Source organism: Pseudomonas sp. BMW13, from assembly GCF_013357275.1.
GTDB classification, from domain to species: domain Bacteria; phylum Pseudomonadota; class Gammaproteobacteria; order Pseudomonadales; family Pseudomonadaceae; genus Aquipseudomonas; species Aquipseudomonas khazarica.
The window spans coordinates 318,748-342,956 of sequence record NZ_SUKD01000006.1 but is presented as its reverse complement, the minus strand read 5'-3'; the positions used below and the strand labels follow the sequence as shown (position 1 = coordinate 342,956).

Annotated in this window: 21 protein-coding genes; 8 read left to right on the top strand and 13 right to left on the bottom strand. The window is 66.3% G+C overall.

Annotated features, from left to right (window positions below; genetic code table 11):
- Position 1 precedes the first annotated feature (1 nt).
- The gene (locus E4487_RS07935; RefSeq protein ID WP_134677716.1) at positions 2 to 592 is read left to right on the top strand and encodes an NTP transferase domain-containing protein; all 591 of its coding nucleotides are present in this window, start codon (positions 2 to 4) and stop codon (positions 590 to 592) included.
- A 4-nt stretch (positions 593 to 596) separates the two neighbouring features.
- On the opposite strand, the gene E4487_RS07930 is transcribed toward E4487_RS07935, so the two are convergent.
- The gene (locus E4487_RS07930) at positions 597 to 1,514 is read right to left on the bottom strand and encodes a LysR family transcriptional regulator (protein WP_037047036.1); all 918 of its coding nucleotides are present in this window, start codon (positions 1,512 to 1,514) and stop codon (positions 597 to 599) included.
- Positions 1,515 to 1,644: 130 nt separating this feature from the next.
- Between E4487_RS07930 and E4487_RS07925 the strand changes: the two genes are divergently transcribed.
- Positions 1,645 to 2,895 carry a cation:dicarboxylate symporter family transporter gene (locus E4487_RS07925; RefSeq protein WP_175253079.1) on the top strand — a complete coding sequence of 417 codons (1,251 nt, stop codon included), beginning with the start codon at positions 1,645 to 1,647 and terminating at the stop codon, positions 2,893 to 2,895.
- Between the two features lie 16 nt (positions 2,896 to 2,911).
- On the opposite strand, the gene E4487_RS07920 is transcribed toward E4487_RS07925, so the two are convergent.
- From E4487_RS07920 to E4487_RS07905, 4 genes are all read right to left on the bottom strand, one after another.
- The gene (locus E4487_RS07920) at positions 2,912 to 3,397 is read right to left on the bottom strand and encodes a hypothetical protein (protein WP_175253078.1); all 486 of its coding nucleotides are present in this window, start codon (positions 3,395 to 3,397) and stop codon (positions 2,912 to 2,914) included.
- 96 nt (positions 3,398 to 3,493) lie between these two features.
- On the bottom strand, positions 3,494 to 5,083 hold the full coding sequence (locus E4487_RS07915; RefSeq protein ID WP_134677719.1) for an argininosuccinate lyase: 1,590 nt from the start codon (positions 5,081 to 5,083) through the stop codon (positions 3,494 to 3,496).
- Between the two features lie 59 nt (positions 5,084 to 5,142).
- Positions 5,143 to 6,384, bottom strand: coding sequence for an OprD family porin (locus tag E4487_RS07910; RefSeq protein ID WP_037047418.1), 1,242 nt, complete (start codon positions 6,382 to 6,384; stop codon positions 5,143 to 5,145).
- Positions 6,385 to 6,522: 138 nt separating this feature from the next.
- Positions 6,523 to 7,410, bottom strand: a complete 888-nt coding sequence (locus tag E4487_RS07905; RefSeq protein WP_037047027.1) for a LysR family transcriptional regulator — start codon at positions 7,408 to 7,410, stop codon at positions 6,523 to 6,525.
- Between the two features lie 119 nt (positions 7,411 to 7,529).
- Between E4487_RS07905 and E4487_RS07900 the strand changes: the two genes are divergently transcribed.
- The 4 genes from E4487_RS07900 to E4487_RS07885 all read left to right on the top strand — a co-directional run bounded on the left by E4487_RS07900 (position 7,530) and on the right by E4487_RS07885 (position 12,052).
- On the top strand, positions 7,530 to 8,228 hold the full coding sequence (locus E4487_RS07900; RefSeq protein WP_037047024.1) for a CoA transferase subunit A: 699 nt from the start codon (positions 7,530 to 7,532) through the stop codon (positions 8,226 to 8,228).
- 153 nt (positions 8,229 to 8,381) lie between these two features.
- Positions 8,382 to 9,038, top strand: coding sequence for a CoA transferase subunit B (locus E4487_RS07895; RefSeq protein WP_037047022.1), 657 nt, complete (start codon positions 8,382 to 8,384; stop codon positions 9,036 to 9,038).
- A gap of 147 nt (positions 9,039 to 9,185) precedes the next feature.
- A complete protein-coding gene (locus tag E4487_RS07890) occupies positions 9,186 to 10,364 on the top strand; it encodes an acetyl-CoA C-acetyltransferase (protein ID WP_175253077.1) in 1,179 nt (392 codons plus the stop codon).
- A gap of 344 nt (positions 10,365 to 10,708) precedes the next feature.
- A complete protein-coding gene (locus E4487_RS07885; protein WP_175253076.1) occupies positions 10,709 to 12,052 on the top strand; it encodes a short-chain fatty acid transporter in 1,344 nt (447 codons plus the stop codon).
- 96 nt (positions 12,053 to 12,148) lie between these two features.
- On the opposite strand, the gene E4487_RS07880 is transcribed toward E4487_RS07885, so the two are convergent.
- From E4487_RS07880 to E4487_RS07870, 3 genes are all read right to left on the bottom strand, one after another.
- A complete protein-coding gene (locus tag E4487_RS07880; RefSeq protein WP_175253075.1) occupies positions 12,149 to 14,761 on the bottom strand; it encodes a LuxR C-terminal-related transcriptional regulator in 2,613 nt (870 codons plus the stop codon).
- 168 nt (positions 14,762 to 14,929) lie between these two features.
- Positions 14,930 to 16,297 carry a DUF1329 domain-containing protein gene (locus E4487_RS07875; RefSeq protein ID WP_037047415.1) on the bottom strand — a complete coding sequence of 456 codons (1,368 nt, stop codon included), beginning with the start codon at positions 16,295 to 16,297 and terminating at the stop codon, positions 14,930 to 14,932.
- A 27-nt stretch (positions 16,298 to 16,324) separates the two neighbouring features.
- Positions 16,325 to 18,118, bottom strand: a complete 1,794-nt coding sequence (locus E4487_RS07870) for a DUF1302 domain-containing protein (RefSeq protein ID WP_037047005.1) — start codon at positions 18,116 to 18,118, stop codon at positions 16,325 to 16,327.
- A 240-nt stretch (positions 18,119 to 18,358) separates the two neighbouring features.
- On the opposite strand from E4487_RS07870, the gene E4487_RS07865 reads away from it, so the two are divergent.
- Positions 18,359 to 18,640, top strand: a complete 282-nt coding sequence (locus E4487_RS07865) for a hypothetical protein (RefSeq protein WP_037047003.1) — start codon at positions 18,359 to 18,361, stop codon at positions 18,638 to 18,640.
- Between the two features lie 6 nt (positions 18,641 to 18,646).
- Here the strand turns inward: E4487_RS07865 and E4487_RS07860 are convergent, their stop codons facing one another.
- The 5 genes from E4487_RS07860 to E4487_RS07840 form a co-directional block, all read right to left on the bottom strand.
- Complete coding sequence (locus E4487_RS07860) at positions 18,647 to 19,801, bottom strand: phosphatidylserine/phosphatidylglycerophosphate/cardiolipin synthase family protein (RefSeq protein WP_256663076.1); 1,155 nt, start codon at positions 19,799 to 19,801, stop codon at positions 18,647 to 18,649.
- 236 nt (positions 19,802 to 20,037) lie between these two features.
- Positions 20,038 to 20,358: an amidase gene (locus tag E4487_RS07855; RefSeq protein ID WP_150608345.1), complete on the bottom strand. Its 321-nt coding sequence runs from the start codon at positions 20,356 to 20,358 to the stop codon at positions 20,038 to 20,040.
- Positions 20,355 to 21,473: a serine hydrolase gene (locus E4487_RS07850; protein ID WP_175253074.1), complete on the bottom strand. Its 1,119-nt coding sequence runs from the start codon at positions 21,471 to 21,473 to the stop codon at positions 20,355 to 20,357. The genes E4487_RS07855 and E4487_RS07850 overlap by 4 nt, the downstream gene beginning before the upstream one ends.
- A gap of 84 nt (positions 21,474 to 21,557) precedes the next feature.
- Positions 21,558 to 22,343 carry an MBL fold metallo-hydrolase gene (locus tag E4487_RS07845; RefSeq protein ID WP_037046995.1) on the bottom strand — a complete coding sequence of 262 codons (786 nt, stop codon included), beginning with the start codon at positions 22,341 to 22,343 and terminating at the stop codon, positions 21,558 to 21,560.
- A 66-nt stretch (positions 22,344 to 22,409) separates the two neighbouring features.
- Positions 22,410 to 23,300: an acyl-CoA dehydrogenase family protein gene (locus tag E4487_RS07840; RefSeq protein ID WP_175253073.1), complete on the bottom strand. Its 891-nt coding sequence runs from the start codon at positions 23,298 to 23,300 to the stop codon at positions 22,410 to 22,412.
- Positions 23,301 to 23,445: 145 nt separating this feature from the next.
- Here E4487_RS07840 and olsB point away from each other — a divergent pair, with 145 nt between their 5' ends.
- Positions 23,446 to 24,177, top strand: coding sequence for an L-ornithine N(alpha)-acyltransferase (gene olsB / locus E4487_RS07835; protein WP_037046991.1), 732 nt, complete (start codon positions 23,446 to 23,448; stop codon positions 24,175 to 24,177).
- The last annotated feature ends 32 nt before the right edge of the window (positions 24,178 to 24,209 follow it).

Genomic DNA, 24,209 nt, shown 5'->3' with positions numbered 1-24,209 from the left:
CATGCGCGCCGAACGCGTCGCGGCGCTGATGCTGGCGGCCGGCTACAGCCGCCGCTTCGGCAGCGACAAGCGTCGCCAGCTGCTCGCCGACGGCCGCTCGCTGCTCGCCGCCAGCCTCGCCCTGCCCTGCGCCCGGCTGGACGAGGTCTGGCTGGTGCTGCGCCCGGACGAAGCCGTGGCGCAGCTGGGCCTGTCCGACCGCGTCAGGCTGGTGCAGCACCCGAGCACGACCCAAGGCATGGGCCACAGCCTGGCGGCCGGCATCGCGCGACTGCAGGCCGAATCGTCCGCGCAGGCCGTGGCGATCTTTCTCGCCGACATGCCGCTGATCCGACGGGACAGCCTGGATGCCCTGCTGGCGCAGGCCAGCGCGAGCAGCATCGTGCAACCCAGCCATCGCGGCAGCCGCGGCCACCCGGTACTGATCGGCCGCGACTTCTGGCCACAGCTTGCCGCACTGAGCGGCGATGCCGGCGCACGCAGGGTGCTGCAGCGCAACGCCGAGGCCGTGCAGATCGTCGAACTGGACGACCCCGGCGTGCTGCAGGACGTCGATACCCGCGAAGACTGGCAACAGCTGCCGCCACACTGAACCTTCAGTGCGCTTCCTTGCGGTACTCCGCGCCCAGCTCACGGGCCAGGGCAATGAAATTGACGACCTGCGGCGACTGGTGCAGCTCACGGCAGACCAGGGTGATCGGCGCGACCAGACGAGGCCTGGCATCACGAATCGAGCGATACGCCACGCTGTGCTCGTGAAAACCGCGCATCGACGCAGGCACCACTGACACGCCGGCGCCGGCGGCCACCAGGCTGACATTGGTCAGCATGCGCTCCACCTCGAACGCCACCTGCGGCTCGAACCCGGCACTGCGGCACGCCTGCAGGAAATTGGCGTACATCCCCGGCGCACCGGGACGACGCACCAGGATCAATGGCTCGTCGACGAGGTCCTTGAGCGACACGGCGCCAGCACGCTCAAGCAACCGATGTCCGACCGGCAGGACGAGCACCAGCTCCTCGTTGAGCAGGCGGTGGTAGCTGACGCCCTCCGGGCTGGCCACGGGAGCGCGCAGGATGCCGACATCCACCCGCTCGCTCAGCACGTTGTCGGTCAGCAGTTTCGCGCTGCCCTCGTTCAGCGCAATGTCCACCCCTGGATAGCGTTCGCGATAACGCCGGATGATCCTCGGGATCAATGGATGCGACGCAGCGGAGCTGGTGAACCCCAGCCTCAGGCTGCCTTCGATGCCCTGCGCGGCCCGCGCAGCCTTGAGTCCACCCTGCTGGACCCGCTGGAGGATGTCCCGTGCTTCCTTCAGGAAGACCTCGCCGCCCACCGTCAGATCGACACCCTTGGCATGGCGGATGAACAGCTCGAATCCCAGCTCAGCCTCCAACGCACGGATCTGCTGGCTCAGCGGCGGTTGCTGCATGTTCAGGCGCGTAGCCGCGCGGGTAAAGTGACGCTCCTCGGCAACCATGACGAAGTAGCGCAGGTGACGAAGCTCCATGAGATGACTCACCGTGAGACAGAGTGGACAGCAGGGCCGAACGATACCGAATCGCGCGACCGATGGGGTAGGATGAGGCCTCTGCTGGAGCGATCACAGCAGACACCCATAACGATAAAAACAGAGTGTCATGATTCACCGACTTGCCCGTTCCGCTATTGCTCAGCTGCTGATGGCCGTCCTGCTCGGCGGTATTCTCGGTGTCTGCGATCCAGCTCTGGCAATCCAGATGAAACCGCTCAGCGAGCTGTTTCTTGGCATCATTGCCTGGGTGACGCCGCCGGTGATGTTCATCCTGCTCTGTTCCAGCGTCGCCAGGCTCGTCGGCCACCCTGGCAGCGCGACACTGGCATTGAAGACCTTGGGCTACTGGCAGCTGATGTCCATGCTGTCACTGAGCTGCGGCATCCTGTTGGCGCTGCTGTTGCAGCCTGGCAGCGGTGGCGTCTCCCTGTCACCCACAGCGGTGGACAGCCAAACCGGTACGGACGTGATTGCGCAGCTACCCGCCCTGGTGCTGCAGACGCTCGAGCAGAGTCTGATTCTCAAGGTGCTGCTTGCCGCGCTGGTCTGCGGCTACCTGCTGGGGCTCTCGGGCCGAGCGGGTACGCCACTGCAGCGATACCTGGATCAGGGCGTCTCGCTGATCTTCGGACTGATGCGAGGCATCGTGCGCTTCGCCCCACTGGCCGCCTTCGCGGCCATCGCCTTCACCATCGGCAAGTACGGCATGACAGCCGCCATTCCGCTGTTGAAGTTCATCGCTACCCTGTACCTGGCCAGCCTCCTGTATGTCGCTCTGGTAATGGGCCTGGCGCTGCGCCTGCTCGGGTTGCGCCTGTGGCGCCTGATCCTCCACGTCAAAGAAGAACTGCTGCTGGTCGCCGCCACCGGCTCATCGGTAGCGGCTCTGCCGAAGCTGCTCGAGAAACTCGAAACGGCTGGGTGCAGCAGCCATGTCGCACGCCTGCTGCTGACCGGCGGCTACAGCTTCAACCTCAACGGTTCGAATCTCTACCTGAGCGTGGCCATGATGTTTCTCGCACAGATGGCAGGAACCGATCTCAGCGCTCAGCAGCTCCTGCTGCTCCTGTTCGTCAGTCTGTTCACCTCGTTGGGAGCGACCAGCGTCGCCGGCTCGGCTTTCGTCATCCTGACCGCCACACTGAGCGCTCTGCAGTTCGCCCCGCTGGAGCTGCTGGGTGTCCTGATTGGCGTCGAACGCCTGATGAAGTGCCGCTCGCTGACCAATGTCCTGGGCAACTGCGTGGCCTGTCTGTTCATCAGCAAATGCCACGGTGCGCTGAATGTCGAGCAGGCTCGGTGCGTACTCGGCCGGCACCGCCAGCAGCGAAGCGCCCTGACGCTGAACGAGAAGTGACGCCCTGCCGCGCGGACTATTCGCTTGCCTGCTGCAGCCGATAGCGCAGCCTGAGCCGACCTGGACCTCCGGCACTGCGTGCAGCATGGCGCCGCAGCAGTTCGGCCCCGGCCCCCTGGCCGACCAGGTCGACAACCTGCAGATCGGCAAGAGCTGGATGATCTGCGAGATAGCGCAACAGACCGTCGACAACCGATAAAGCGCGTACGCCTCTGCGGGCATATCCGGAGCGCGCTCCCCTGGCCCAGTCGTCCGTCTGCCAGGCCGGCATGTCGGAGCGTACCCTGGGGTCGCCAGGTTCAAGAAAGACAGGCGCCATCAGCAGTGGCTCATCGGCCAGGAACGACTCCCCGTCGGGCGCCGGGCCGAACAGGATGACCGCCCGGCTCAGACCCACTGGCAGGTTGTAGAGATCTGCATTGGCGCCTACCAGGATGGTGAAGCTGACCCCATCGCCACGCAGCCGCATGAACTGCGTCGACAGCTTGCTCCTGGGCTCCATCGGGGCGCTCCCCGAGCACCACAAGGCGCCGCTACCGAGCATCGATAGCAGCGCCGCCAGCCGGAGCAGGTGACGCCTGCGCACGGACCGAGACGATCAGCGCGCGAGGCGGTCGAACGCCTTGTCCAGACGCTGCTCCGCATCGACCAGTCGCTGGCGATGCTCGCTCATCCAGCCCTGATCGCTCTTCAGGGTCTTCTGCGCCGCCGCGAGCATGCGCTTGACCTCGGCAGGTTGCGGCCCCCCCGTGCCCCTGCGGGTCTCCACCATGGTGCGTGGCGACAGCGTGGCACGGAACTCGGACTCACTCAGCGGCAACCGCTGCTCCTGCCACTTGTACTTCTGCGCCGCCTTGCTGAACAGCGCCTGCGCATCCGCGTAGGGAAAGGTCTTCGGCAGCAAGCCTTCCTTGCGCGCCTGCCCGACGATCATGGAGGCGAAGCTGTGTCCTATGCGAAACGGCACCTTGTGCTCACGCTCGAGAGTGTCGGCCAGTTCCATCGACGTGGTCCAATCGTTGTCCAGTTCTTCCAGGGCGCGCTCGGGGTTGATCACCAGGGCATCGAGTACCGAATCCAGACGCTTGAACATCTGCGTGGCCGACTCGAACAGGCCGAGCTCGTCGAACGCGATCTTGTAGTCGGTCATGCCGGTCGTGACATTGTGCGCACGGATCGACGTGGCGCCGGCCAGTCCGACGACGTTGGACGCCGACTCGCGGGTGCGCATCAACAGGCCCGGGTTGCGCTTCTGCGGCATGGCGCTGCTGGTATAGGTTGCCCCCTCCTCGAGCAGCAACCAGGGGCGGGTCTGGTGGTACTGGGTATGAATGTCACCGATCAGCGCGCCCACGCGAATCGCTGACGAGGACGCGATACCGGCAGCCTCCAGCGGGATGTCGAAGGTCGATACCTGGCTGGAGTCCAGCGAGTTTTCGCGTACGCCATCGAAACCGAGCAGGCTCGCCAGGCGCTCTCGATTGAGCGGCCAGCCCGAGTTGGCCAGGACTGCGGTGCCCATCGGGCTGAGGTTGAGACGCCCGTAGAGTTCGTGAATGCGCTGGGCGTCACGCTGGAATGCCGCTTCGAACGCCAGCAGATAGTGCGCGTAGCTGATCGGCATGGCCTGCACACCGTTGGTATAGGCAGGAATCAGCGTGTCGACATTGTCGCCGGCGATTCTCAGCAGGCGTTCGCGCACGCTGTTGAGTCCGTCGCTGAAATCCAGCACCTGGGCGCGCAGCACCGCCAGGCGATAGGTCGCGTACATGTCCTGCCGACTGCGCCCGGAATGGATCAGCGATGCCTCGGGACCGATCTTGTCGATCATGATCTTCTCGACCTGCAACACATCGCTGGGGCGCTTGCCATCGGCCTGCCCTGCCTGCTCGATGACATGCTGCACGCCACCGGCAATACGCTTGCCCTGCGGGGCACTGACGATGCCCTCCTCGGTGAGCATGACGATGGAGGCCTTGTTGATGCGGTTCATCCAGGCGAACTGGCTTTCGTAGGCACCGCCTTTCAGCGCACGTTTGTCGGTACTCGCGCCGATCCTGGCGGCCTGCTCGGCACACTCGGCAGTGGTGTTGCAGGGGACGTCGGCGGTATTGGCGGCCTGGAGGCTGAGCGGCAGGAACAACGCGGCGCTGATGGCCAGGTGCAACAGGGTCTTGTGGGTCTTCATGCATGAATCCTCGCGAATGCACCGGGCCGCAGCGGGCCCGGTATCTGGCAGAAAAGGGATCAGAACAGCGGCAGGGTGTAGCTGAAGATCAGGCGGTTCTGATCGATGTCGTTACCGCCGTTGCTGCGATAGGTACCGTTCCGCCATTTGACGCCGAAGTTCTTCAGCGGGCCGTTCTGCACGACATAGGCAATGTCGGTGTTGCGCTCCCACTCCTTGCCCTCACGACCGCCGGCGCGTTCGAAGTTGTCGCCGCTGATGTAGCGGGTCATGAAGGTCAGGCCCGGCAGCCCCAGCGCGGCGAAGTCGTAGTCGTAACGCACCTGCCAGGAGCGCTCCTCGGGGCTGGCGAAATCCGCCGAGATCATCACGTAGTTGACCAGGAAGGAGTTGGTGCCTTCGATATGCGGAAAGCCCGTATCGCCACTCATCTTCTGATACGCCACACCGAACGAGTGGCTGTTGAGGTTGTAGGTGAACCTGGCACCGACGGCCGTGTTGTCGACGTTGCTGTTGCCATCATGGGTGGAGCGGGCATAGCGAATGTCACTGTCGAACGAATGCCCGTCCCTGATGGGCAGGTGATGACGCAGGCTGACGATGTGTTGTTTGTAGTTCTGCTCCAGGTGCCCGTAGTTGTAGGCGGTACTCAGCTGCTTGGACCACTTGTAGCTGGCCCCTGCGAAATTGAATTCGTCGCTGGCCTGGCCACCTCGGATGCCCTTGCCGGCGACCAGCATGTCATCACTGGCACTGGAGTTGCGCAGGCTGTTCTGCGTCAGTTGGCCAACGTCCAGCGTCAGCCCGTCGATCTCTCGGGATTGCAGCTGTGCGCCCCGGAAGGTCTGCGGCAGCAGACGAGAATCACTGGGCAGGACCGTCGGCAGTTTCGGGATCAAGGTACCGACATGCAGCGTGCTCTTGGAGATGCGCGCCTTGGCGGTAAAACCCAACTGGCTGTAATCATCGGGGGCCTTGTCGTCGCCCACCGGCAGCAGGCCGGTACCCTGGCGATCAGGACCGGAGTCGAGCTTCAGGCCAAGCAGGCCCAGCGCATCGACACCGAAACCTATCGGCCCCTCGGTGAAGCCGGACTGATAGTTGAGCAGAAACCCTTGTGCCCACTCGTCCCGCTTGGACTGGCTGGCGCCGTCCTGGCGAAAGTCATGGTTCATGTAGAAGTTGCGTAACTCGACGGAGGCCTTGCTGTCTTCGAAGAAGGCGGCGCTGGCGACGACGGGAAAGGCAAGGGAGCTGCCCACTGCGAGGAGTGCGGGCAGGCGCGAGGTAGGTCGTATCATTTTCATGCCTCGATTCATTGTTTTTGTTAGCGACCAGGCAACTGGCAAGGGGATGCTAAAGACAACGAATAGAGATTAAAAATATATAAATAGTCTCGACCTGATACTTACAAAATATGCACAACCCCCTCCCCCATCTCAGTCCAAGCGAGCGGTCGTCATCAGCACCTCGCTCAACGCCTGCGCCGCGCTGGACAGCTGATGCCCGGCCAGGTGCAGCAGACCCACGCGGCGCGAGACCTGCGGCTCGCTGAGCGGCAGGCAGCGGGCGCCCAGGTCCTCCATCTGCTGCCGACACAGCTGCGGCACCGCGCTGACGCCCAGGCCTTCGGCGACCATGCGTCCGACCGTCACCAGCTGGTGGCTCTCGAACGCCACCGGCAGCTTGCCATGCCGGGCGATCACGCTGTCTTCCAGCAGCAGGCGAACTGCCGAGGGCCGCTGCAGGGTGATGAAGGGCTGCTCCAGCAGCTGCGCCCAGGTCAGCGCGGACTGCCCGGCCAGTTCGCTGCCGGCCGGCACCACGGCGACGAAGCGGTCGTCGTACAGCGCGGTGAACTGCAGGCCGTCGAGGGTCGCCGGCTCGAAGGCGATACCCAGTTCGACACGGCCATCGCGCACCATCTCCATCACCTGCTCGTTGATCACGTCATGCACCGCCACGTTGACCCGCGGATAGGCATCGCGGAACGCGCGCAACGCCGCCGGCAGGCGGTTGCCGGCGAACGACGGCATGGCCGCCACCGCCACCTTGCCCATCTGCAGGGTGAAGTGCTGGCGCAGCAGGTCCTCGGCGTTGTCCCAGTCGGCCAGCAGGCGCACGGCGATCGGCAGCAAGGTCTCGCCTTCGGGGGTCAGCGCCACGCTGCGGGTGGTGCGTACCAGCAACTGGCCGCCCAGGGACTGTTCCAGGTTCTTGATCGCCAGGCTCAGCGCCGGCTGCGACAGGTGCAGGCGCTCGCAGGCCTGGGCGAAGCTCAGGCTCTGCGCCACGGCGAGAAAGGCGCGTAGCTGCTTGACGGTCATTGATTTATTTACCTGATCAATCAAGAGGAAAAACAAACTTAACAAATAAGCCCGCAGCGATGAAGCTTGGACACAGCCTGGCAGTGCTCCTGCCCCACAACAACAAGAGGCAGCCTCGAATGAGCGGACTCGACAAACGCGTCGGCAGCTATGAAGAAGCCCTGCACGGCCTGCAGGACGGCATGACCGTACTGGCCGGCGGCTTCGGCCTGTGCGGCATCCCCGAGAACCTGATCGCGGAGATCCGTCGCCGTGGCGTGCGCGACCTCACCGTGGTCTCCAACAACTGCGGTGTCGACGGCTTCGGTCTCGGCGTGCTGCTGGAAGACCGGCAGATCCGCAAGATGATCGCCTCCTACGTCGGCGAGAACGCCCTGTTCGAACAGCAGCTGCTCAGCGGCGAGCTGGAAGTCGAACTCACCCCGCAAGGCACCCTGGCCGAGAAGCTGCGCGCCGGTGGCGCCGGCATTCCTGCCTTCTTCACCGCCACGGGCTACGGCACGCCGGTCGCCGAGGGCAAGGAAGCGCGCGAGATCGACGGCCGTCACTACATCCTCGAACCGGCCATCACCGGCGACTTCGCCATCGTCAAGGGCTGGAAGGCCGACCATTTCGGCAACGTGGTCTACCGCCACACCGCGCAGAACTTCAACCCGGTGGTCGCCAGTGCCGGACGCATCACCGTGGTCGAGGTGGAAGAGATCGTGGAACCCGGCGAACTCGACCCGACGCAGATTCACACCCCCGGCATCTACGTCGACCGGCTGATCTGCGGCACCTTCGAGAAACGTATCGAAAAACGCACCCTGCGCAGCTAGCAGGTTGCTGAACGACGTCAGCGAGGCGGCCGAGACAAGGCAGGAACAGGCGGACAAGCGCAGGTCACGCGCAGTGAATCAGCACCTTGAGCCCGTTTTCAACGCCGTCGGCCACGCAGGCAGTTCTTCAGCAGCCGCCAAGAGGATAAGAGCATGGCACTAACCCGTGAACAAATGGCCCAGCGCGTCGCCCGCGAGCTGCAGGATGGTTTCTACGTCAACCTGGGCATCGGCATTCCCACCCTGGTGGCCAACTACGTGCCCGAGGGCATGCAGGTGATGCTGCAATCGGAAAACGGTCTGCTCGGCATGGGCGCCTTTCCGAGCGAGGACGAAGTCGACGCCGACATGATCAATGCCGGCAAGCAGACGGTCACCGCCGTCAAGGGCGCGGCGATCTTCGACTCGGCGCAATCCTTCGCCATGATCCGTGGCGGCCATGTCGACCTCACCGTGCTCGGCGCCTTCGAGGTAGACGTGCGCGGCAACATCGCCTCATGGATGATCCCCGGTAAGCTGGTCAAGGGCATGGGCGGCGCCATGGACCTGGTGGCCGGTGCCGACAACATCATCGTCACCATGACCCACGCCTCCAAGGACGGCGAGTCCAAGCTGCTGGAACACTGCAGCCTGCCGCTGACCGGTTGCGGCTGCATCCGCAAGGTGCTGACCGACCTGGCCTACCTGGAGATCGAGGACAACGCGTTCGTCCTGCGCGAACGTGCCCCGGGGGTCAGCGTCGAGGAAATCGTCGCCAAGACCGCCGGCAAGCTGATCGTCCCCGAACACGTGCCGGAAATGAGCTTCTAAGTTGTCTACCGTTCCGTAGGCGCCACCACGCACGGCGTCTACGGAACGTTTTTCTACATGGCGGGAGGCACTTCAGCGGCGAGCCTGTCTCGTCGCGGCTCAGCCCCTCCCACGCTACGCGGCCCATCAGCCGAGAGGAGTCACCCCATGCAAGACGTCGTCATCGTCGCCGCCACCCGTACCGCGATCGGCAGTTTCCAGGGCAGCCTGGCCGAGGTCCCCGCCCCCGAGCTCGGCGCCATCGTCATCAGGCGCCTGCTGGAGCAGACCGGCCTCGACGCCGCCCAGGTCGATGAGGTGATCCTCGGCCAGGTGCTCACCGCAGGTTCCGGGCAGAACCCCGCGCGCCAGGCTGCGATCCGCGCCGGCCTGCCGCACGCCGTGCCGGCGATGACCCTGAACAAGGTCTGCGGCTCGGGCCTGAAAGCCCTGCACCTGGCGACCCAGGCCATCCGCTGCGGCGACGCCGAGGTGGTGATCGCCGGCGGCATGGAGAACATGAGCCTGTCGCCCTACGTATTGCCCAAGGCCCGTACCGGCCTGCGCATGGGCCATGCGCAGATGCTCGACAGCATGATCGTCGACGGCCTGTGGGACGCCTTCAACGACTACCACATGGGTATCACTGCCGAGAACCTGGTGGAGAAGTACGCTATCCGCCGTGAAGCCCAGGATGCCTTCGCCGCCGCCTCGCAACAGAAAGCCGTGGCCGCCATCGAAGCCGGTCGTTTCGATGCCGAGATCACCCCGGTGCTGATCCCGCAGCGCAAGGGCGACCCGCTCGCCTTCGCCCGTGACGAGCAGCCACGCGCCGGGACCACCGCCGACAGCCTGGCCAAGCTCAAGCCCGCCTTCAAGAAGGACGGCAGCGTCACCGCCGGCAATGCCTCCAGCCTCAACGACGGTGCCGCTGCGGTGCTGCTGATGAGCGCCGCCAAGGCGCAGACACTGGGGCTGCCGGTGCTGGCGAAGATCGCCGGCTACGCCAACGCCGGCGTCGATCCGGCGATCATGGGTATCGCCCCGGTATCCGCCACTCGCCGCTGCCTGGACAAGGCCGGCTGGAGCCTGGCCGACCTGGACCTGATCGAAGCCAACGAAGCGTTCGCTGCACAGGCGCTGGCGGTGGGCCAGGAGCTGGGCTGGGATGCCGACAAGGTCAACGTCAATGGCGGCGCCATCGCCCTTGGCCACCCCATCGGTGCTTCGGGTTGCCGCGTGCTGGTCAGCCTGCTGCACGAGATGATCCGCCGCGACGCCAGGAAAGGCCTGGCCACCCTGTGCATCGGTGGCGGTCAGGGCGTGGCGCTGGCCATCGAGCGCTGACCCGCAGGGTGGATCACACCCCGCAGACTGCAACAGCGTGGCCCGGATGCGATCCGGGGAGGACCTCCCGGCCTGCATCCGGGCTACGTCAAACAGCTCGGCCTTGTGCCGGGCTTTGTCATATCCACTGCAACGCCCAGGCGAAGCCAACCCCAGAGTGCCTGGTCAAAGCCCCAGAACATGTTCGAAGCCTCGCGAGCGGGAGGCATGCAAGGCAAAACAGGCGAAGAAGCGGAGTTTACGAGCAGTAGATGAGCATTCTGAGCAGGTTCTAAGCCCGCAGGCCCGACGCGCAGCAGGTTTTCAACAGGCTCTTACACAACCATAAGAAAGAGGCGTCTCCCATGTTCAACACCCTCACTCGCATGAGCGTGAGCCTGGTACAGAAGTACCTGCCCTCACCTTTCGTGTTCTCCGCATTGCTCACCCTGGGCGTGCTGCTGGCCGGCATCTTCTCTACCGGCCAGTCGCTGCCGGCCATGGTGCAACACTGGAGCGGCGGCTTCTGGACCCTGCTCGGCTTCGCCATGCAGATGGCCCTGATCTTCGTCACCGGCCACGCCCTGGCCAGCGCCCCGATCATCAACCGCCAGCTCGACCGTCTGGCCGGCGTCGCCCGCACACCAGGACAGGCAATCGTCATGGTCACCCTGGTGGCGCTGCTCGGCTGCTGGGTCAACTGGGGTTTCGGCCTGGTGATCGGCGCCGTGTTCGCCCGCGCCCTGGCGCGCAAGGTGGATGGCGTCGACTACCCGCTGCTGGTGGCCTCGGCCTACTCGGGCTTCCTGGTCTGGCACGGCGGTCTGGCCGGCTCGATCCCGCTGTCGATGGCCACGGGTGGACCGGACCTGGCGCGGATTACCGCCGGCATCCTGACCGAGCCGGTGGGCATCGCCGAGACCCTGTTCAGCCCGCTGAACCTGACCATCGTCGCCCTGCTGGTGATCGGCCTGCCGCTGCTCAACCGCGCCATGCACCCGCGCCAGGGGGCCAAGGTGGCCGACCCGGCCAAGCTGGTGGAATCCCGTGCAGAACTGCCGGCGCGTGAAACCCCGGCACAGCGCCTGGACGACAGCCGCATTCTCGGCCTGGCCCTGGTGGCCATGGCGGGCATCTACCTGTTCAACCACTTCGCCAACAAGGGCTTCGTCCTCGGCCTGGACGTGGTGATCGCGATCTTCCTGTTCTGCGGCCTGCTGATGCACGGCACCCCGGAGCGCTACATGCGCGCCGTGGATGAGAGCGTGCGCGGCATCGGCGGCATCGTCCTGCTGTTCCCCTTCTACGCCGGGATCATGGGCATGATGATGGGTGCCAATGCCGACGGTATCTCCCTTGGCCGGCAGATCACCGAGACCTTCATCTCCTGGTCGTCGGCCGACACCTTCCCGCTGCTGGCCTTCCTCAGCGCGGGCGTGGTCAACGTGTTCGTGCCGTCCGGCGGTGGCCAGTGGGCCGTGCAGGGACCGATCATGCTGCCGGCCGCCCAGGCCCTGGGCGTATCCCCGACCGTGACCGCCATGGCGATCGCCTGGGGCGATGCCTGGACCAACATGATCCAGCCGTTCTGGGCCCTGCCGCTGCTCGGCATCGTCGGCCTCGGCGCCCGTGACATCATGGGCTACTGCCTGATCATGCTGCTGTACTCGGGCGTGGTGATCTGCGGCGCCTTCTACTTCATCGGCTGAGCCTTCAGCCTGGTTCCGGCTCGCGATCGGCGCCCCCGACGCCTCGCGAGCTGGAGCATTGCGAGCCTGCTTCTAGCGCAGCAGGCTGTGCCGAACTCAATCGCCCATCAGCCCCTGCGCCTTGGCCATCGCCACGGCCTGCGTGCGTCGTTGCACGCCAAGCTTGACGTTGATCCGCCGGGCATGGGTCTTGACCGTGTGCAGCGAGATGAACAGGCGATCGGCGATCTCCTGGTTCGACAGTCCCTGGGCGATCAGCTGCAGCACCGCCAGCTCGCGCGAGCTGAGCAGCGCGGTTCCGGCACTGGCCGGCTCATCGACCGCAGGTGCCGGCTCGAACAGGCGCTGATACAGGCTGCTGCCCGCCTCCCCCGGCAACACCCGCTCGAGCCATTGCGCCTGACGCTGCTGCAGTTCCTGCAACGGCCGTAGCAGACGCAGTTGTCGCGCCTCATCGATCACGACCCGCAGCAGGGCCTCGGCCGCACTCTCCTGCTGCTGGTGCAGCAGGCACTCCACCAGGGCGATCCGGCACTCGCAGGCCAGGCTGCGGTGGCCGGACAGCTGGCATTCGTCGAGCAGCAGGCGCAGCGCATGCTCGGCGGCGGCCCGATGGCCGAGCAACAGGTCGCTGACCGCCAGGTGCAGACGCAGGCGCGGCAGCAGATCGTAGAAGCCGGAAGGCGCCAGCTGCTGGCGTTGCTGCAGCTGCTGCAAGGTCTGGGTGAACACCTCGCGTGCCCTGCCGACCTGGTCCTGGCGCAACAGCAGGCGGCCACTCTGCAACTGCAGCACGCCGCGATAGCGCACCTCGGGCACATGCGACCACTGCATGGCCCGCTCGGCCTTCTGTAACCACTGGTAGGCCTCTTCCAGGTCGCCGCGCGACTCGGCCAGCTCCAGCAAGCCCAGATAACCGGAAATGGTGTAGGCGTCCCCGCAATACTCGGCCTCCTGCAGCCCGTGGCGGTAGGCGAGCTGTGCGGCCTCCTCGAGGCCCTGGCGCGCCAGCAGGCTGGCCCGCAACAGCAGCAGACGCCCGACCACCGGGCTGTGACTGAAGCCGTCACGCAGCAGCGCCAGCGATTGCTCGGCCAGCTCCGCGGCGCGCCCGGCCTCGCCCTGCATTTCCAGCAGCAGGCAGTGATCGGTGTTGAGCAGTGCCTCGTAGATCAGGCTGCCATGCAGCCGCGCCAGGCGCAGGCCTTCGTCCAGCGCTTGCTGCGCCTGGTCCAGGGCATTCTCCGCAAGATACTGCTGGGCCAGCGCCTGGTAGCACAGGATGCGCTGCGACCAGCCGCTCTCGTCCAGCGCCTGCAACGCCTCCAGGCAGTGCTGGCGGGCGTCGCGGCGGCCACACTGGCGCGCCAGCACGCCACTGAGGGCCTGCCACTGGGCCAGCAGCTTGCGCTGGCGCCGAGCATCGGGCTGCGGCAGGAAATGCGTCAGCGCCTGGGTACACTCAGCGGCCTCGTCGAAGCGTGCGCAGATGATCAGCGCCCAGGCCTGCAGCACGATCAGCCGCGGCGAACTGGCGAACAACCAGGCCGGCAGCTCCTCGCGCCACTGCAGGAACTGCGCGACCGAGTGCCCCTGCAGCAGCTGCTCCTGGCTGAAGCGCTGCAGGTAGTTGACCGCCACTTCGATCTGCCCGGCCTGCAGCGCGTGCTCGACCGCCTCGCGAATGTCGCCATGCAGGGCGAACCACTGGCAGGCCCGCACATGAACCGAGGCCGACGGCGGAGCGCCCGGCAACTGCTGCAGCACCTGCGCCAGCGGGTGCCAGAGGCGAAACCAGCTACCGCTGCTGTCCAGGCTGCGCAGGAACAGCTGGCGCCGCAGCAACCCGTGCAGCAGGTCGCTGCCGCGCCCCTCCAGCAGGTGTTCGCAGAGCGAGGCGGAGAAGCGCGGCAACAGTGCCAGGGCGTGCAGATCACCGAGCAGCTCCTCGTCCAGCTCGGCGAGCACCTCGCGCTGCACGTAGTCGCGCAGCAGCGGACACCCCGACTGCAGGCGCTGGCGGAGCGCTGCTTCATCGGCATCGAGCAGCAGCAGGCGAATCGCCGCCAGCCAGCCTTCGCTGAACTGCAGCAGGGCCTGGCGCAGGTCGTCGGGCAGTGGCAACTGCAGGGTCGCCAGCAACTCGTCCAGGGCTTCGCCATCCAGCGCCAGATCCTCGCCCTGCAGCTCGAGCAGGTCACCCTGCAACAGCAGGCGCGGCAGGTTCCAGCCCGGGGTGCGGCGGCACGCGACCCACCAGGTCACCTGCGCGGGCGCGGCGGCGAACAGCCGGTCGAGGCAGGCATCGAGTTCGCCATCCTCGGCGCGCGGGTAATCGTCGATGAATATCCACAGGCGGCCGCTGCGCTGGTGCAACAGCTCGAGCAACGCGGCTTCGCTGTGCTCGTCGGCCGCCAACGGCTGCTGCAGGGCCGCAGCCAGGCGCTTGCACAGTTGCGCGGCGCTCAGCGCACGGCCGCCCAGGTCGAGCCAGAGCGGTTCGATCGTGGCGGGTGTCATACGCGCGCACTGGCCGAGCAACACGCTCTTGCCCGCACCAGCCGGGGCGCACAGCAGGCGCAGGCGCGATTCACTGGCCAGCAGGCGTTGCACCAGGGCGGGACGAGGCACCACGCAAGGTGGCAGCCGGGGCAGGTCGACAGGTCGCGCCTGCAGCGCACCCTGACGGGCGATGGCGAGGGTAGGCATGGCAGCGGTTCTCTCTGTTGTCATTGTTGAACCACTCGCAGATGGTACCCCGCCCATCTGCCTTGGCCACCCCATGACGCTTATGGGGCGAGATTCACGCAACCGTGGCCCATGCAAAAAAAGCCGGTGTCACGGGCAGTGACACCGGCTCGCTCAAGGCAGTCCCGCTCAGCGCACGCCGGCGTTACGCAGGGCCGCAGGCGTGAAGTCCTTGGCCGAGGCCTGGGTGCCGTACTGCACCGCGGTCTTCTCCTCGTTGGCCATGCCGATGGCGATGTAGCGCCCGGCGATGATGTCGTACAGCGCCTCGAACGCGTAGACCGGAACCTTCTGCGCATAGTGCTGCATGAGCATGGCCTCACCGACGCGCCACAGCTGGCCACGCCCGTCGTAGTGCTCGGACAGGGCGATCTGCCAGGAGTCCTCGTCCACGTAGAAGCGGCGCTTGGCGTAGATGTTGCGCTCGCCCGCCTTGAGCGTCGCCTCCACTTCCCAGACCCGGTGCAGCTCGTAGCGGATCAGGTCCTGATTGACATGGCCGGCCTTGAGGATGTCCTCGTACTTCACCTGGGGCGTGGCCACGCGGTAGTTGTTGTAGGGGATCAGCATTTCGCGCTTGCCCACCAGTTTCCAGTCGTAACGATCCGGTGCACCGTTGAACATGTCGAAGTTGTCCGAGGTACGCAGGCCGTCAGCGGCAGTACCCGGACCGTCGTACGCCACCTGCGGCGCCCGCCGCACACGACGCTGTCCGGCGTTGTACAGCCAGGCCATGCGTGGTTCCTTCACCTGATCCAGCGAGTCGTGCACCAACAGCACGTTACCGGCCAGGCGCGACGGCGCGGTGACCCGCTGCTTGAAGAACAGCAGCGCGTTCTCCGCCTTGTCCGGGTCGATGTCCGGGATATTCTCGGGGAAGGCCACCTCGTCCTCGAAATGCACCAGGGTGTAGGCCCCGTTGGTCTGCGGCGACGCCTGCACGATGCTGCGCTTGAGGTTGCCGCCGCGATAGCGGGTGATGTGGTTCCACACCACTTCCAGACCGTTCTGCGGGATCGGGAAGGCGTAGTAGCGGCTGTCGGTGAAATTGACCAGGCCGTTGCCGCCATCGCGCAGGCCGGTCTTCAGCGCGCTGGTCCTGGCAGCGGCGTAGATGCTGTCGGGCAGCGCCGAGCTGCGGTGGGTCGGGTACACCGCCATGCGGTAGCTTTCCGGGTAGCGCTTGAACATCGCCAGTTGCCCGGCAGACAGCTGCTCACGGTACTGCTCGAGGTTCTGCGCGGTGATGGTGAACAGCGGCTGCTCGCTGGCGTAGGGGTCACTGAGAAAACCGTTCGCGTCGACCTGCCCGGCATCGCTGGCCAGGCCACCGTTCCAGGCGGGGATGCTGCCGGCGGCGTTGCCGGCCATCTCCGCGCCCAGCGGCGTCAGGCTGCTACCGAGCTTGGCCGCCTCATCCGCACTGACCGCCGCCAGCACGCTGCCGGCCAGCAGGCTCAGGGAAAGTGCGCCGAGCATCTTCAGGGTTGTATTCATCTGCATTCCTCAACTGATCCTGATGGCCTAGAAGCTCACGCCGAAGCTGAGCGCCAGGAAGTCGCGGTCCACCGCGACGTTGTAATCCCCGCCGAAGAAGTCGGTGTACGACAGGCTGGCGGTGTAGGTATTGCGGTAGTCGGCGTCGATACCGATGCTCACGGCCTTGGCACCCTCGTTGAACAGGCCGTTGGGGCCGTAGCCGTCGACGTCATGCGACCAGGAGATGTTCGGCTTGAGGTTCACCCCGGCGATGGCGTTGCTGTACTCCCAGATGCCGCGCACGCGGTAGCCCCAGGAGGTGCGGGTGACGAAGCCATGGGTGTCGCCACGGAAACCGTAGGCGCCGAACAGCGAGTCACGCCCGTAGCGCAGGTCTTCGCGGCTCTCCAGACCACCGACGTGGGCCATGCCGACCTCGCCCACCAGGGTGAAGCGTCCGGCGCCCATCACCTGATCGAAGAAGTGGGTGAAGGTGGTCTGTAGCTGGGTGACCTCCTTGCGCCGGTAACCGATGTTGTCCTGCCCTGCCCCGGCCGAGACCGGCGCGGTGCCGGGCGCGATGGGGTTGAGCAGGCTCAGGGTCATGTCGGTGGTGTTGATCTGCAGCGGCATGTTCGGCCGATAGCTGACCTCGCCACTCCAGGCGGTGCCGGTCGGCAGGGTGGTGGCGAAGCTCAGGCCGTAGAGGCGAATGTCTTCCGGGTACTCCAGGAAGTACTTGCCGTTGCCCAGCATCACGCTCTGCGCGAGACCAGCCCCCGAACCGGGAGAGATGCCATTGGCGGTGGCGATGATGTTGGGCAGCGCGGCCAGCGTCGCCAGGCTGGCATTCTGTGTGCCGACGATGGGTGTGCGGCTGTGATAGTTCATGAAGTACGCGCCGTACTCGGTCTCGTCACCCAGCCAGCGCAGGGCCACGCCCCACTGGCCACTGTCACGCGCATCGCGATCCCCCGCACGCGGCAGAATCACCCCTTCGGAATCCACCTGGAAACCCTGGCCGAAGGCCGCTGCCACCGGTTGCAGCGGCGCGATGGCCGGCGAACCGATGTGATAGCCGCTGTCGCAACCGTCGGCGGCGACGTCGGCGGTGGAGAAGAAGGTGCCGCAGTTGTCGATCACCGTCTGGTCCCACTCCAGCTGGTAGAACGCCTCCATGCTCAGTTGGTCGCTCAGGCTCTGCGACAGGTAGAACATGTTGACCGGGATCAGGCCTTCCTTGAGCTCGGCCCCTGGCCGGCGGAAGGCGGCCACGTCGATGGGGTTGATCGAGTTGATGCTGTTGCCGATGAAGGTGCTCTCACCCCAGCTCACCACCTGCTTGCCGAGCCGCACGGTGCCAGGCAGGTCACCGATCGTGTAGTTGTGGTAGACGAAGGCGTCGAGAATCTCGGCGCCGGCGGACTTGGCGCCTTCCTTGCGGTTGTGCTCGTCGATGTCCTTGAACAGACGGCTCTCGTCCTTGAGTTCGAAGTCGTACCAGTACTTGCCACGCACGAAGACGCCGGTGTCGCGATAGCGCAGCTCCAGGTCATGGGTGCCCTTGAAGATCTTCGAGAAGGTCTCGCCCTTCTTGAAGTTCAGGCGACCGTCGTCGCCGGTCTGCGCCTGCCCCTGACCGCCGTTGTTCGGTCCGATCAAGTCGCGGTCCGGGCTGCGCATCGACCAACTGGCGCCGATCGACAGCGAGCTGTCGAACTGCCCTTCGATCTCGCCGATGTTGAAGGTGACGGCCTGCGCCTGCGCGGCGAAACCGACGGCGACGGCCAAAGCCAAGGTGTGCGGCTGGAATAGTCCGGGCCCTGTTGTTCTTGTCATGCGGGTCTCCTGAAGTGGGGTACAGCTGCAGGGAACCCTACGCAGCGACCGCGACCCGGTTAAGCGCACCAAGGAGGGATTTCATCTGTCGCTCGAAAGGATGAATGGCGCCCTGCACCGGGCCTGCGCGCGGCGACCCAAGCGCGATGAATGACGGACCATCAAGGGGACGGGGAACTTTCCCCCGGGCGGCCGAGCAGGCATGCTGCGCACCTACGCATCACGGGAGCGACACGATTCATGGAGATACTGCTGAAACTCTGCGCCTCGCTGGCCCTCGCCATGGGCGCGATCTTCGCCTTCCTGCCCGGCGCGTTCGGCCTGCTCAACTTTCGCAACGAACAGCGCCAGGCGTGGCTCAAGCACCTGGCAACGCTGAGCTGGTGGCTGCTGCTGCTCGCCCATCCGCTCGCGCTGTACCAGCTTTGGCAGGCCGATACCCCCTATCGCTGGCTGTTGCTGCCGGTGGGCCTGCACCTGCTGTTCTTCGGTGTGTTCGGGCGAAACGTCAGCACGCGCTGAAGCGCTTCAGCGCCAGCGGTCCAGCAGGTTCACCGCCAGCCGATCCAGCCAGCCCCACAGGCGTTGCTGGGCGCGGCGCCACCAGGGCCTCTGCTGCCAGTCGTCGAGGGTGATCTCGCGGCTGACGGCGAAATCCTCGATGAAGCACGCCGCCACCGCCTGGGTGAAGCCCGGATCGAGTGCCTCGACGTTGGCGTCGAGGTTGAAACGCAGGTTCCAGTGATCGAAGTTGCACGATCCGACACTGACCCAGTCGTCCACCAGGACCATCTTCAGGTGCAGGAAACGGGGCTGGTATTCGAAGATGCGCACGCCTGCCTTGAGCAGCTTGGGGTAGTAGCGCTGGCCGGCGAAGCGCACCGGCGGGTGATCGGTGTGGCGGCCGGCCAGCAGCAGACGCACCTCGACGCCGCGCGCCGCCGCCCGACGCAGCGCTCGGCGAATCTTCCAGGTGGGCAGGAAGTACGGCGTGGCCAGCCAGACGCGCTGGCGGGCCCCTCGCAGCGCCCGTAGCAGGGACAGCAGAATGTCACGGTGCTGGGCGGCATCGGCGTAGGCCACGCGGCCCAGGCCGAGCCCCGCCGGCGGGCAGTCCGGCAGACTCAGCGCCAGCGGCTGGTGCCGCGGACGCCAGGCGAAGCGCGCCCGCCACTGGTGCTCGAACAACTGCTGCCAGTCGCCTACCAGCGGCCCTTCGATCTCCACCATGACTTCGTGCCAGGGGCTGCGCGACTCGCTGGGCAACCAGAATTCGTCGGTGGCGCCCGTGCCACCGACATAGGCCAGGCGGCCATCCACCAGCACCAGCTTGCGATGATCCCGATGAAAGTTGCGCACGCCACGACGCCAGCGCAGCGGGTTGTACCAGCGCAGTTCCACCCCAGCCGCCAGCAGGCGCTCACGCGCCGGCGCTGCCAGTCCCGCCGCACCGTAGGCATCGAACAGGCCGCGCACCCGCACGCCACGGGCAGCGGCCCGGCACAGCGCATCGACCAGGCGCTCGCTGCACTGGCCATCCTCGATCAGGTACAGCTCCACCTCCACCTGCTGCGCGGCCGCGGCGATCGCGGCCAGCATGCGCGGGAAGAACACCGCGCCATCGAGCAGCAGTTCGAAACGGTTGCCCGCCCGCCAGGGGTAGATGGTGCCGCGCGACGCCACGCTCAGCACACCTGGCCGCAGGGCAGGATGCTTGGCCCCTGTGGCAAGAGGAACGCCCGCAGCGCCCCGTTACAGGCGGTGACGACAGGCAATGAGGAGAACGGCGAATGGCGCATGAGGGCTCGGAAAACGGCATGACCGGTCGGCCACGATAGCCGCCATGGGCCGCCTTGCAAAGCCCGCACGCCCGCGCCTCGCCGCCCGCTGGCGCAGCCCCTGGAGCGCGCCGTCAGGCGTCACTCGTTCGGCAGCAGCTGGCAGCCCTGGCGCGCGCCCAGCCACGCGGCGCTGTGGGTACGGCCCAGGCCGCTGGCGGTCACGCGTCTGGCGTCTTCGTCGTCGAGCAGACTGCTGATCGGCACGTACTGCTGCACGTAGCCTTCGCAATAGGCCGCCGGGTTGCCGCTGACGTAACGACAGGAGCAGTACTCCTTGGCCGTGTAGGCGCCGATGATGTCGGGGAAGGCCGCCAGGTGCTGGCGATTCGCCCAGGCCCAGGCCAGCAGCACGAGGAGCAGCAGGGCCAGCACGCTGAGCAGCGGATGACGACGGATCATGGCTGTACCTCCGCGGCGAAGGCCGCCTGCACGCGCTTGAGCAATTCGTTGTGCTGGAAGCTGCCGTCGCGGTCATCGGCATAGCGCACCACCACCAGGTTCTCCTTCGGCATCACGTACAGGCCCTGCCCCCAGTGCCCCAGCGCGGCGAGCGTATCGCTCGGCGCGTCCGGCCACGGTCGCGGTCGGCCCGGCAGCTCGGGATTGAGCCACCACTGACCGCCGGGTACGGCATCACCCGGAGCGACCCCCTGCGCCATGTAGGCGGCGAAGGGCGTGGAAACGAAATCGACCCAGGCCGACGGCAGCAGCTGCCGTTCGCCCCAGCGCCCGCCGCGCTGCATGAGCAGGCCGATGCGCGCCAGGTCACGGGCGGTCATGTAGGCGTAGGACGAGGCGATGAAGGTCCCGCTGGCATCGCGTTCCCATGCCGCGCTGGTGATGCCCAGCGGCTCGAACAGCGCGGTCCAGGGATAGTCGGCGTAGGCCTGCTGCCCGAGCATGCCGCGCAGGGTGGCGGCCAGGACATTGCTGTCGCCGCTGGAATAGCGGAAGCGCGTACCGGGCGCGGCGTCGGCCGCATGCGCAGCGGCGAACGCAGCCATGTCGCCACGCCCCCGGGTGTAGAGCATGGCCACCACCGACGACTTCAGCGGCGCGTATTCGTAGTCCTCCTGCCAGTCCAGACCCGAGGCCCAGTTGAGCAGGTGTCCCATCTTGATCTGCGGGTGCTCGGCCATCGCCGGGTAGTACTGCGCGGCCGCTGCATCGAGCCTGAAGCGTCCCTCGCCATAGGCCACGCCGAGCACGGTGGCGAAGACGCTCTTGGCCATCGACCAGCTCAGGTGCGCGGTCTGCGCCGTGGTCGGTTCGGCATAGCGCTCGTAGACGATGCGGCCATCGCGCACCACCAGCAGCGCGTCGGTACGAATGCCCGTGCGCTGGGCATCGTCACGTTCGGGGAAGGCATAGCGCTCCAGCTCGGCGAGGGCTGGCGTCTGCGCCGCAGACTGCACCTGCCAGTCGGGTTGCGGCCAGTTTTCCGCGTGGGCGGCGCCGGCAAGCAGGCTGAAGCCGAGCGTCAGGCTCAGGCGGCGAAGAGAACGGATCGACATGGCGGGCCTCGGTTTAATGACCGAGGCGCACCCTAGCATGCCGGCCACGACAGCTTGAAGCGCCTATTGCGCCATCTGCTGTACTCATCGGGGCAGGCAGTAATCCTCGGGGCCCATCAGGTCGAGGCCACACTCGAGGTTCTCGATCCAGTAGAGGAAGGCGCTGATCATCTCCGCCCCCACGAAAGGCCGGCCGTGCTGCGGCACGATCATCGCCACATCCATCTCGCGCACCATCGCCGCCCACAGGCGACAGGCCTTGTTGCCGGCCATGTAGCGACGGTGGAAGCCCTCCATGTTCGGCACATGGTTGACGAAGTCACGCACCGGCGTGGCGTCGTCGACCATCGACGCGCCCATGTCGCCGGAGAATAGGATCTTGCTCACCGGGTCATACAGCTGGAAGTTGCCCACCGAGTGGAGGAAGTGCGCGGGCACCGCCTTGAGCTTGCACTTGCCCAGCGGGATGCTCTGGCCACGGTCCGGCAACGCGATGATGCGGTCGTAGGTATTGATGCCACGGCTCAGGGCCAGGTAATTGGCCGTCAGGTGCGGCAGGAAGCGGGCCCACAGCTTGGAGCAGATGACCCGTGCGCTGGTGTGCAGCAGCCACTTGTCCAGGGACGCGATGATGTCCGGGTCCTGGTGCGAGGCGAAGATGTAGGTCAGGTCCTGCACGCTGATGTGCTTGGACAGCTCCAGCGACAAGGGGGTGTACGTCAGGTCACCGCCCGGATCGAGCAGCAGGTACTGCTCGTTGTCGGTGATCAGGAACTGGTTGGATTGCACGCCCTCGCCGCTGACCAGGTCATCGAACATCAGGCATTGGTGGCTGCCGTTATCGAACAGCACGATGGGCTCGCGGCGCATGGAAACCTCTCGGGAAAAACGCGAGGCCACATTAATCCCATGCCCAGGGGCCGGCACTGATATGGATCAACAGCCGGCGACAATCCGTCGCGCTTTCTCCAGGCGCTTGCTGCGCGCCGCCTCGGCAATGCGCAGCAGGCCCTGGTCGCGCTGCCACAGCCCGGCCCAGTGCGCCGGGCCGGCGGCCAGCGCCGCATCCAGTTCGCCGGCCAATGCCTGCTGCTCGGCGAACAGGCCGGCCAGCAACAGGTGCGTAGTGGCCGCATTGGGCGCCTGCCGCGCCACCTCGGCGCAACCGGCCAGCAAGGCCTGCAGACGCAACAGCAGGGGTTCGGGCCAGGCGCATTCACGCCCCACGCCGGACAGCCACGCGGTCACGGCGGTCAGCACGTGCAGATCCTCCAGGGTGCGGAAGGGTTTGACGTAGTCGTCCCAGCCATCGCCGGCCAGACGCTCGCCCTGCGCCTGATCCAGGTGCAGGCGGGCATGACCGATGTCGGGCATCAGCGGCAGCGCCGGCAAGGCTTCGATGCGTACACCCGGTGCGCCCTGGCGAACCACGCCGAGGGCCAGGCGCGGCGACTCGTCCGCCGCCTCCTCGCGAGCGGCCACCAGCAACCAGTCGGCGCACTCGGCGGCGGTGACGAAGTCCTTGCGGCCACTGACGTACAGGCCGTAGATGCGCGTGCTCATGTCCGCCGGACGGGTGCTGCGGTTCTCCGTCACGCACAGGGCGCCGGCCGTCCACGGCGCTGCGGGCCAGAGCACCCGCAGCGCCGCCTGGTAGCCGGCAAGAAAGGCCAGGCCCGGCGTGGCCGCGCGCAGGCCGCCGACCAGCGCCAGCTCGAACGGAGCCGGCGTCCCCCCCAGGCTGGCCAGCAAGCGGCCATACCAGTCCTCCAGGCCCTGCTCCGCAGACAGACGCTCGACAGGCTGAAACAGGCTCGACCAGGGCATCGCAGATCTCCTTCGCAGCGCCTCGGGCGCCGTCACATAAGCATCAAAAAAGCGTCACGGTGATGACACCACACCGACCTAGCCTGAGCTTGCCCAACAAGATCGACCGGCTGCAAGTAGCCAGCCGGCACACGGAGGATCAGGCATGACTCAAACCGCTCGCCGTCTGCAGGCCGAACGCCTGCAAGGCCCCGCCGCCCTGCGTGAAGCTCAGGCCTTGCGCTACCGCGTGTTCAGCGCGGAATTCGACGCCAAGCTCAACGGTGCCGAACTGGGTCTGGACATGGACGACTACGACATTCACTGCCGCCATATCGGTGTGCGCGACATGCAGAGCGGCGAGCTGGTGGCCACCACCCGCCTGCTCGATCACCAGGCCGCTGCCGGCCTGGGCCGCTATTACAGCGAGGAAGAATTCGCCCTGCACGGCCTGACCAGGCTGGAAGGTCCGGTACTGGAGATCGGCCGCACCTGCGTCGACAGCGCCTACCGCAACGGCGCCACCATCGCCGTGCTCTGGGGTGAGCTGGCCGAGGTCCTCAACGAGGGCGGCTATCGCTACCTGATGGGCTGCGCCAGCATTCCCATGCAGGACGGCGGCATCCAGGCGCAGGCGATCATGCAACGCCTGCGCGAGCGCTACCTGTGCACCGAGCACCTGCGCGCCGAACCCAAGCACCCGCTGCCGCAGCTGGACCTGCCGGGCAACGTCATCGCCGAGATGCCGCCGCTGCTCAAGGCCTACATGCGCCTGGGCGCGAAGATCTGCGGCGAGCCCTGCTGGGACCGCGACTTCCAGGTGGCCGACGTGTTCATCCTGCTCAAGCGCGACGAGCTGTGCCCGCGCTACGCTCGCCACTTCAAGGCCGCGGTCTGAAACGCGCTGGCGGCGGCGCGCCCTGCCCGCCG

Bases quoted from the DNA above. Each gene is read 5' to 3' on its own strand.
- E4487_RS07935 (WP_134677716.1), top strand. From the start codon at position 2: ATGCGCGCCGAACGCGTCGCGGCGCTGATGCTGGCGGCCGGCTACAGC.
- E4487_RS07930 (WP_037047036.1), bottom strand. From the start codon at position 1,514: ATGGAGCTTCGTCACCTGCGCTACTTCGTCATGGTTGCCGAGGAGCGT.
- E4487_RS07925 (WP_175253079.1), top strand. From the start codon at position 1,645: ATGATTCACCGACTTGCCCGTTCCGCTATTGCTCAGCTGCTGATGGCC.
- E4487_RS07920 (WP_175253078.1), bottom strand. From the start codon at position 3,397: ATGGAGCCCAGGAGCAAGCTGTCGACGCAGTTCATGCGGCTGCGTGGC.
- E4487_RS07915 (WP_134677719.1), bottom strand. From the start codon at position 5,083: ATGAAGACCCACAAGACCCTGTTGCACCTGGCCATCAGCGCCGCGTTG.
- E4487_RS07910 (WP_037047418.1), bottom strand. From the start codon at position 6,384: ATGATACGACCTACCTCGCGCCTGCCCGCACTCCTCGCAGTGGGCAGC.
- E4487_RS07905 (WP_037047027.1), bottom strand. From the start codon at position 7,410: ATGACCGTCAAGCAGCTACGCGCCTTTCTCGCCGTGGCGCAGAGCCTG.
- E4487_RS07900 (WP_037047024.1), top strand. From the start codon at position 7,530: ATGAGCGGACTCGACAAACGCGTCGGCAGCTATGAAGAAGCCCTGCAC.
- E4487_RS07895 (WP_037047022.1), top strand. From the start codon at position 8,382: ATGGCACTAACCCGTGAACAAATGGCCCAGCGCGTCGCCCGCGAGCTG.
- E4487_RS07890 (WP_175253077.1), top strand. From the start codon at position 9,186: ATGCAAGACGTCGTCATCGTCGCCGCCACCCGTACCGCGATCGGCAGT.
- E4487_RS07885 (WP_175253076.1), top strand. From the start codon at position 10,709: ATGTTCAACACCCTCACTCGCATGAGCGTGAGCCTGGTACAGAAGTAC.
- E4487_RS07880 (WP_175253075.1), bottom strand. From the start codon at position 14,761: ATGCCTACCCTCGCCATCGCCCGTCAGGGTGCGCTGCAGGCGCGACCT.
- E4487_RS07875 (WP_037047415.1), bottom strand. From the start codon at position 16,297: ATGAATACAACCCTGAAGATGCTCGGCGCACTTTCCCTGAGCCTGCTG.
- E4487_RS07870 (WP_037047005.1), bottom strand. From the start codon at position 18,118: ATGACAAGAACAACAGGGCCCGGACTATTCCAGCCGCACACCTTGGCT.
- E4487_RS07865 (WP_037047003.1), top strand. From the start codon at position 18,359: ATGGAGATACTGCTGAAACTCTGCGCCTCGCTGGCCCTCGCCATGGGC.
- E4487_RS07855 (WP_150608345.1), bottom strand. From the start codon at position 20,358: ATGATCCGTCGTCATCCGCTGCTCAGCGTGCTGGCCCTGCTGCTCCTC.
- E4487_RS07850 (WP_175253074.1), bottom strand. From the start codon at position 21,473: ATGTCGATCCGTTCTCTTCGCCGCCTGAGCCTGACGCTCGGCTTCAGC.
- E4487_RS07845 (WP_037046995.1), bottom strand. From the start codon at position 22,343: ATGCGCCGCGAGCCCATCGTGCTGTTCGATAACGGCAGCCACCAATGC.
- E4487_RS07840 (WP_175253073.1), bottom strand. From the start codon at position 23,300: ATGCCCTGGTCGAGCCTGTTTCAGCCTGTCGAGCGTCTGTCTGCGGAG.
- olsB (WP_037046991.1), top strand. From the start codon at position 23,446: ATGACTCAAACCGCTCGCCGTCTGCAGGCCGAACGCCTGCAAGGCCCC.